The sequence below is a fragment of the Corallococcus terminator genome, from assembly GCF_003611635.1.
Classification (GTDB): Bacteria; Myxococcota; Myxococcia; order Myxococcales; family Myxococcaceae; genus Corallococcus; species Corallococcus terminator.
The window spans coordinates 1-7,374 of the sequence record NZ_RAVZ01000412.1; the positions used below are offsets into that span (position 1 = coordinate 1).

At 69.1% G+C, this 7,374-nt stretch carries 8 protein-coding genes; 5 read left to right on the top strand and 3 right to left on the bottom strand.

The window, feature by feature from the left end; translation table 11 throughout:
- The 3 genes from D7V88_RS36430 to D7V88_RS36440 all read left to right on the top strand — a co-directional run.
- A partial coding sequence (locus tag D7V88_RS36430; RefSeq protein WP_244238581.1) for a DUF2721 domain-containing protein occupies window positions 1–512 on the top strand: 512 nt, incomplete at its 5' end.
- Window positions 513–644: 132 nt separating this feature from the next.
- Entirely contained in the window at window positions 645–1,160 is a 516-nt protein-coding gene (locus D7V88_RS36435; RefSeq protein ID WP_120545190.1) for a peptidylprolyl isomerase, read from the top strand.
- A 142-nt stretch (window positions 1,161–1,302) separates the two neighbouring features.
- Window positions 1,303–1,995 (top strand): hypothetical protein, encoded by a 693-nt coding sequence (locus tag D7V88_RS36440; protein WP_120545191.1) that lies wholly within the window; start codon window positions 1,303–1,305, stop codon window positions 1,993–1,995.
- Between the two features lie 24 nt (window positions 1,996–2,019).
- Here the strand turns inward: D7V88_RS36440 and D7V88_RS36445 are convergent, their stop codons facing one another.
- Window positions 2,020–2,856: a slipin family protein gene (locus D7V88_RS36445; RefSeq protein ID WP_120545192.1), complete on the bottom strand. Its 837-nt coding sequence runs from the start codon at window positions 2,854–2,856 to the stop codon at window positions 2,020–2,022.
- Window positions 2,853–4,238, bottom strand: coding sequence for an NfeD family protein (locus D7V88_RS36450; protein WP_120545193.1), 1,386 nt, complete (start codon window positions 4,236–4,238; stop codon window positions 2,853–2,855). The genes D7V88_RS36445 and D7V88_RS36450 overlap by 4 nt, the downstream gene beginning before the upstream one ends.
- Before the next feature lie 233 nt (window positions 4,239–4,471).
- On the opposite strand from D7V88_RS36450, the gene D7V88_RS36455 reads away from it, so the two are divergent.
- Together D7V88_RS36455 and D7V88_RS36460 are read left to right on the top strand one after the other, a co-directional pair.
- On the top strand, window positions 4,472–4,687 hold the full coding sequence (locus D7V88_RS36455) for a hypothetical protein (RefSeq protein ID WP_120545194.1): 216 nt from the start codon (window positions 4,472–4,474) through the stop codon (window positions 4,685–4,687).
- Between the two features lie 10 nt (window positions 4,688–4,697).
- Entirely contained in the window at window positions 4,698–6,296 is a 1,599-nt protein-coding gene (locus D7V88_RS36460; RefSeq protein ID WP_120545195.1) for an amidohydrolase, read from the top strand.
- A gap of 6 nt (window positions 6,297–6,302) precedes the next feature.
- Here the strand turns inward: D7V88_RS36460 and nhaR are convergent, their stop codons facing one another.
- Window positions 6,303–7,202, bottom strand: coding sequence for a transcriptional activator NhaR (gene nhaR / locus D7V88_RS36465; RefSeq protein WP_120545196.1), 900 nt, complete (start codon window positions 7,200–7,202; stop codon window positions 6,303–6,305).
- Window positions 7,203–7,374 lie beyond the last annotated feature (172 nt).

Consider the following 7,374-nt stretch of genomic DNA (forward strand, 5'->3'; position numbering starts at 1 on the left):
GGGTGGGACAGAAGGGGGGCATGAACGGCGTCACGGACGGCCTGGACTTCTCTTCCATCCAGCTCATCGGCACGGCGGTGACGCCCGCGGTGATGGTGTCGGGATGCGGCATCCTGGCGACGGGGTTGGACAACCAGATTTCGCGCATCACCGCGCGCATCCGGGACATGGTCCGCGAATGGCGCACGCTGCCGGAGGGCCATGCGCGCCGGGCCCTGCTGCGCGAGGAGGTGGCCATCATGGACCGCCGCCACGCCATCCTCGCGCGGGCCATCGCCTTCACGTACGCGGCGCTCCTGTCCTTCGTGGCGACGTCGCTCTTGTACCTGCTGCGCCGCAGCGTCCCGGTGCCGGAGGCGCTGCCGGTGGTGGCGTTCTCCCTGGGGGTGGCGCTCCTGGGGACCACGGCGGTGCTCGCGCTCGCGTCCCTGCGCCTGAGCCGCCGCGCCATCACGCTGGAACTCGGGGACCTCTTCCGCGAAGGCCCCCCGCCGGGCAGCCCGGGGGCCTGAAGGTGTCGGGATTTGTTCCGCAGCGCACGCGACGGTGCTAGCTCGTGCCTTCGTGACGCTCGTGTCTGGTACGTCCCGGCATGAACGCCCTACCAAGCCTCTGGCCCAACCCGCACCGTGGAGCACGTGAACATGGCAAACACCAAGGTCTTCTTCGACATGACGATCGGTGGAGCGCCCGCCGGCCGTATCGTGATGGAGCTGTTCTCCGACGAAGTTCCCAAGACCGCCGAGAACTTCCGCGCCCTGTGCACGGGCGAGAAGGGCATTGGCCGCAGCGGCAAGCCGCTGCACTACAAGGGCTCGGCCTTCCACCGCGTCATCACCCAGTTCATGTGCCAGGGCGGCGACTTCACCGCGGGCAACGGCACGGGTGGCGAGTCCATCTACGGTGAGAAGTTCAACGACGAGAACTTCACGCACAAGCACACCGGCCCGGGCTTCCTGTCCATGGCGAACGCCGGCCGCAACACCAACGGCTCGCAGTTCTTCCTCACCACGGTCCCCACGCCGTGGCTGGACGGCAAGCACGTCGTCTTCGGCAAGGTCGTCGAGGGCATGGACGTGGTGAAGAAGATTGAAGGCGTGGGTTCGCAGTCCGGCGCGACGAGCAAGCCCGTCGTCATCGCGGACAGCGGCCAACTGTAATCCGCTGACGCTGGTTCGACGCGAAGAGGTCCACCCGTGCAACCGCGCGGGTGGACCTTCGTCGTTTGGGGGCATCCCTCCACGAAACCGGAGCGGGCGGCAGGTAGAGTGTCGTCGCGCCTCCCCGACCAAAGGAATCGTCGTGCTGCTCTTGAACACCGTCGTCGTCCTGGCCCTGGCTTCGGCTCCTCCCGCGAAGCCTGCGGCCCGCGCGAGCTGTGCCACCACGAACATCGAGACCGCGCTCCAGCACCTGGAGGCACACCTCAAGGCGAACGCTGACAAGCCGAGGGTGGAAATCTCCGAGGAGGAACTCGCGCGGCAGGTGGAGTCGGGGGAGTACGTGGAGTCCGTCGCGGAGGAGTTCATCGGCAAGACGTGGAAGGTTCGCGACGTGCCCAATGGCTTCGTGTCCACGGGGGACAAGAATCCCGACGGGACCTACGAAGCCGCCCTCTTCAAGAACCCGGAGGGCTACCACCTGGTGCTCATGGGCGAGGGCATGTCCGTGACACATATCGAAGCCTTCCGATGCGACAAGGACGGCTTCAAGGCCGACAACGCGGTCCTCCGGATGTCAAACAAGCAGGCCATCCAGCTCTACGCCGACGCAGGGCTCATCGCGCCCAAGGGCAAGAAGGGCCTGCAGGAGAAGACCCTCCAGGATTGGGGAGGCTCCATCCTGACCTTCCACCTGCCGCGCAAGGGCCGGTCCATCCGGATCACCGCCAACGTCGAGGAGCCGGCCAGTGTCTACGGAAAGGCATTGGGCACCCTCGATTACGTCGACTCGAAGTTCGTGGTCCGCTCGCTCGCGAAGAAGCCGGCTCCCTGAAGTCGTGAAGAGGTCCTGGCGGCTTCAGGACAGTCCGGCACCGGGCGACGTGTCCTCGTCTTCCTCGTCGCTGTCACGCCGCGAAGGATCCGGACGCGGCGGCTGCGCGACCGCCGCCCCGAACGCGCGGATCAGCTCCAGCGGGATGGGCAGGATGGTGTGGTTGCCGCCGCCGGTGATCTCCACCAGCGTCTGGAGGTAGCGCAGTTGGAGGGTGGCGGGGTTGCGGCTGAGCACGTCCGCAGCCTGGGCGAGCTTCTCCGCGGCCTGGTGTTCGCCCTCGGCGGCGATGATCTTCGCGCGGCGCTCGCGCTCCGCTTCGGCCTGACGCGCGATGGCCCGCTGCATCTCCAGTGGCAGGTCGATGTGCTTCACCTCCACGTTGGACACCTTGACGCCCCACGGGTCGGTGCGCGCATCCAGCACCTGCTGGAGCTCATGGTTGATGCGCTCGCGTTGGGACAGCAACTCGTCCAGCTCCACCTGGCCCAGGATGGCGCGCAGGGTCGTCTGCGCAATCTGGCTGGTGGCGTAGAGGTAGTCCTCCACCTGGAGCACGGCCTTGTCCGCCTGGATGACGCGGAAGTAGACGACGGCGTTGACCTTCACGCTGACGTTGTCCTTGGTGATGACGTCCTGCGGGGGCACGTCGCGCGCCACGGTGCGCAGGTCGATGATGACCATGCGTTCAATGAACGGGATGAGCCAGCGGAAGCCCGCGCGCTTGAGGCCCACGAAGCGGCCCAGTCGGAACACGACGCCGTTCTGGTACTCGGTGACGATGCGCACGCCGGAGGCGAAGAGGAGGAACAAAAGGGCCAGGGGGATGAGGAAGCCCAGGGCGCCGAACAGTTCGTTCATGGCATCGCCTCCGCGACGGTGAGGGTGAGTCCTTCCACGGCGCGCACCACCACGCGGGCGCCCTCGTGGATGGGGGTGAAGGAGACGGCGCGCCAGCGCTCGCCGTGGACGAACACCTCTCCGCCCGAAGGCGTGACGAGCCCCAACGCCGTGCCCGCCTCCCCGACGAGTCCCGCGTCACCGCCCAACTGCGGCAGCCGGCGCGTCTGGGCACTGCGGTAAGCGACGAAGGCCGCGGCCCCCGCGAGCACGAGGGCGGTGGGCAGCATCACGCCCCACGACAGTCGGAAGGACGGCTCCACGAACCAGCCCGGTTCGAAGCGGTCCACCAGGAACACGCCGCCCAATATCAACAGGCCCACGCCGGAGGCGCCCAGCAGCCCACTGGTGACGAAGAGCTCCGCGACGATGAGCCCCACGCCCACGAGCATCAGCACCAGCGCCCCGGAGCGCACCGGCAGCGAGGCCGAAGCGACCAGCGCGAGCACCAGCGCCACGACGCCCACGAGCCCCGGCGCCACCGCTCCCGGATGGGACAGCTCCACCACCAATCCCAGCGCTGCGACGAGGAACAGCAGGTAGACGATGGACGGCTGCGCGAGCGCATGCACGACCCGCTGCGACAGCCCCGGCTCCAGCGACACGACCTGGGCATCGCGCGTGGCGAGCGTCACGGTCTCGCCGCCCGCGACCTCCACGCGGCGACCCTCGACGGCGGAGAGGAACGCGGCCTCGGTGGGCGCGACGAGCTCCACCACGCGCAGTTCCACGGCGCGGTCGGCGGGGACGCTGGCGCTGTCGCGCACGGCGGTGGCGGCCCATTCGGCATTGCGTCCCCGCTGCCGGGCGATGCCTTCCGCGAAGGCCACGGTGTCGTTCTCGATCTTCCGGGCGAGCTGTTCGCCGCCGTCCTGTTCCACGTCCTCGCCCATGGGGCCCACGGGATACGCGGCGCCGATGTTCGTCCCAGGCGCCATGGCGCTCACGTTCGAGGCGAGCGCGATGAAGACGCCCGCGCTGCCGGCATGCGCACCCGAAGGCCCCACCCACACGAGCACGGGCACGTGCGAGCCCAGGAAGGCCCGCACGATGGTGCGGGTGGCCTCCAGGGAACCGCCCGGAGTGTCCAACCGCACGAGCAGCGCATGGGCCCCCTGGCCTTCCGCGCGCTTCACGCAGTCCGCCAGATAGGCGCCGGAGCCCGCATCCACCACGCCCTCCAACTCACACCGGGCGATGACGGAGGAAGAAGCGGTCGCGGGGCCCGCCGAAGCGAAGAGGCCGGCGAAGAGGAAGAGCACGACCCAGGCCCAGAGCCCGTGACGGCGTCGGGCCTCCGCGAAACGGATGGCTCCCAACCCTCTGTCGAAGTTCTCCCGCATGGCGGTCGCTTCCTTCCAGTGCGCATGTCCTGAATGCACACCGACCTTGGCAACGGTGCGCATCCCCGCGAGAGGTGACAGGGACCCAAGGTCGAGGGCCCGGGAAGCGACCGACCAGGGAAGGTCCGCGGGCCACCCTGGGCATCCAATGGTGGACGTTGCAGGGGATGCGCTTTGCAGGGGGAGGACGCACCTCCCTAGGGTCGGCCTCTCGAACATCCTCAGGAGGTTTCATGCGCCGTGCCGTGCTGCTCATCGCCGCTCTGGGTCTGACCGCTGGAGCGGTGGCCTGCAAGACCACCCAGCCCCCCGGGACGGAGAACCAGGAACCCCTCCAGGGTCCGGACACGGCCCGCGAGCCCAGCCAGAACGTGCCCAGCGAACCCGCGGGCCCCGCCGGTCCGATCAACGCGCCGGGCATCGACGGTGGTGCCTCCGAAGCCGGGTAGTCTGCCCGGCATGATGTCGAAGACCACGATCTACAGGGCCGCGCGGGTGTGGACGTTGGATCCGGAGCGTCCGCGCGCGCAGGCCCTGGCGGTGCGCGAGGGACGTGTGCTCGCGGTGGGGACGCTCGATGAGGTCCGCGTCGCCGCGGGGCCAGAGGTGTGCGAGGTGGACCTGGGCGCGGCCACGGTGGTGCCCGGACTGGTGGACGCGCACGCGCACCTGCACGGCCTGGGTCGGAGCCTGACGACGGTGCGGCTGGAGCGGTCGCGCTCGGTGGAGGACGTCGTCCAACGGCTGACGCAGGCTCCCGCCTCCAGCTTCCAGGGGGACTGGTTGCTCGGCAAGGGCTGGGACCAGAACGAGTGGCCCGGCGCCGCGTTCCCCGGCCGCGCGGAGCTGGACGAGCGCTTCCCCTGGACCCCGGTGTGCCTCACCCGTGTGGATCATCACGCGGCCTGGGTGAACGGCGAAGCGCTGCGCCGTTCGGGCATCACGCGGACCACGCCGGATCCGGCAGGAGGCCGCATCCTCCGGGACGACCGGGGCGAGCCCACGGGTGTGCTGGTGGACAACGCGATGGACGCGGTGACCGCGGCCATGCCCGCACCCACGCGTGAGCAGTTGGAGACGCGTCTGCGAGCGGCGCTGGAGCGCTGTGCCCGGGTCGGTCTCACGGGCGTGCACGATGCAGGCATGGACCTGGACGCCTTCCGCTGTTTGCAGGCGTGGGACCTGGAGGGGACGTTGCCCCTGCGCGTCTACGCGATGGCCGCGGGCCAGGGCGAGGAGCGCCACGGCTACCTGGAGCAGGGCCCCTGGCACGGCCGTCACCTGACGATGCGCGCGGTGAAGTTCCTGGCGGATGGGGCGCTGGGCAGCCGGGGCGCGGCGCTGCACGAGGACTACAGCGACGAGCCCGGCCAGCGCGGCCTGTTGCTCCTGTCACCGGAAGAACTCGAAGCCCGTGCGCAGGCCTTCATGGGCCGGGGCTTCCAGGTGTGCATCCACGCGATTGGAGACCGGGCGAACACGCTGGTGGTGGACGTACTCTTGCGCGGCGCGGAGCGGACGGGAACGCAGGCCCTGCGCCACCGCGTGGAGCACGCGCAGATATTGCGGCCAGAGGACATCCAGCGCCTGGGCGCCGCGGGGTTGGTGGCCAGCGTGCAGCCCACGCACGCCACCAGCGACATGCGCTGGGCACGAACGCGGCTGGGCGCCGAACGGTTGAAGGGCGCGTATGCGTGGCGTTCGCTGAAGGACGCGGGGGCGCACCTGGCATTGGGCAGTGACTTCCCCATCGAGAACCCGGACGTGCTCGCGGGGCTCTACGCGGCGCGCACGCGGCAGGACGCGAAGGGCTGGCCCGAGGGGGGCTGGTATCCCGAGCAGCGCCTGAGCGGAACCGAGTCCCTGGAGGGCTTCACCGTGGGCCCTGCGTGGGCGTCATTCGAAGAGGTCCATCGCGGAAGGCTGAAGCCGGGCATGGACGCGGACTTCGTCGCGCTGTCCGAGGATCCGCTGGAGGGGCCCGCCCAGGCGCTGGTGGAGGCGCGCGTGCTGGCCACGGTGGTGGCGGGCGCGGAGGTGTTCAGGGCGGAGGACTGACGCGCGTCACCCGCCGAAGATGTGCGAGCGCGCGGCCTCGGCGATGGCGACGACGGCGGGGTGGCGCAGGCGGCGCTCGACGGTGATGGCGTAGAAGCACTGCTCGATCTCGTCGGTGTGCCCGATGGCGGTGACGTTGAACTGCCGCTGCACCTCCGCGTCGATGATGGAGGGCATGGCGAAGATGCCGTGGCCCTTCTGTCCGAAGGCCTGGAGCAGGGCGCTGTCGTCGAAGTCCCCCGCGATGAGGGGCCGGACGCCCTGGCGTTCGAACCACAAGTCCAGCGAGCGGCGCACCGACGAATCCTCCGACGGCAGCAACATGGGCGCGCCGTCGAGTGAGCGCGGGAAGTCCTTGCGCAGGTGCGCGAGCGGAGCCGCCGCGAAGAACGTCACGCCGCACTTGCCCAGCAGGTGATTGAAGGACCGGACGCTGACGGGCTCGGAGCCGGGAGCGTCCGCGAGCACCACGTCCAGCTCATGCAGCGCCAACTGCGCGAGCAACTGGGGCAGGGGGCTCTCGCGGCAGATGATGCGCAGCGAGGGCCCGGCATCCAGCGCGGGCTTGAGGAGCTGTTCGGCCACGAGCTTGGGGATGACGTCCAGCACGCCCACGTTGAGGCGCAACTGCTGCCCCGTGGGCAGGCCGGAGACGACGTTCTTCAGCTCGTTGCCCAGGCGGAAGATCTCATCCGCGTAGCGCATCACGGTGCGTCCCACGTCGGAGAGGACCAGCTTGCGGCCCTTGCGCTCGAAGAGCTGGTGGCCCAGGGATTCCTCGAGAAGCTTGATCTGGGTGCTGATGGTGGGCTGGGCGAGGTGAAGCTCCTCGCTGGCCTTGGCGATGCTGCCGGCTCGCGCAACCGTCCAGAAATACAGGAGATGGTGGTAGTTGAGCCAGTTCATCACTTAGGAATAACCGAAGGGATTCATCCAAACTAGCTCATTTTTTTATGAGTCGTGCCCGCTTATCTCTATGCCCGTCACCGCGCGATGGGTGTGCGGAGGACTGCTTGGGGAGGTGCGTTCATGGAAGCCATCTACGAGGAGCGCGAGTCCACGGTGGAGGGGGTGGAGG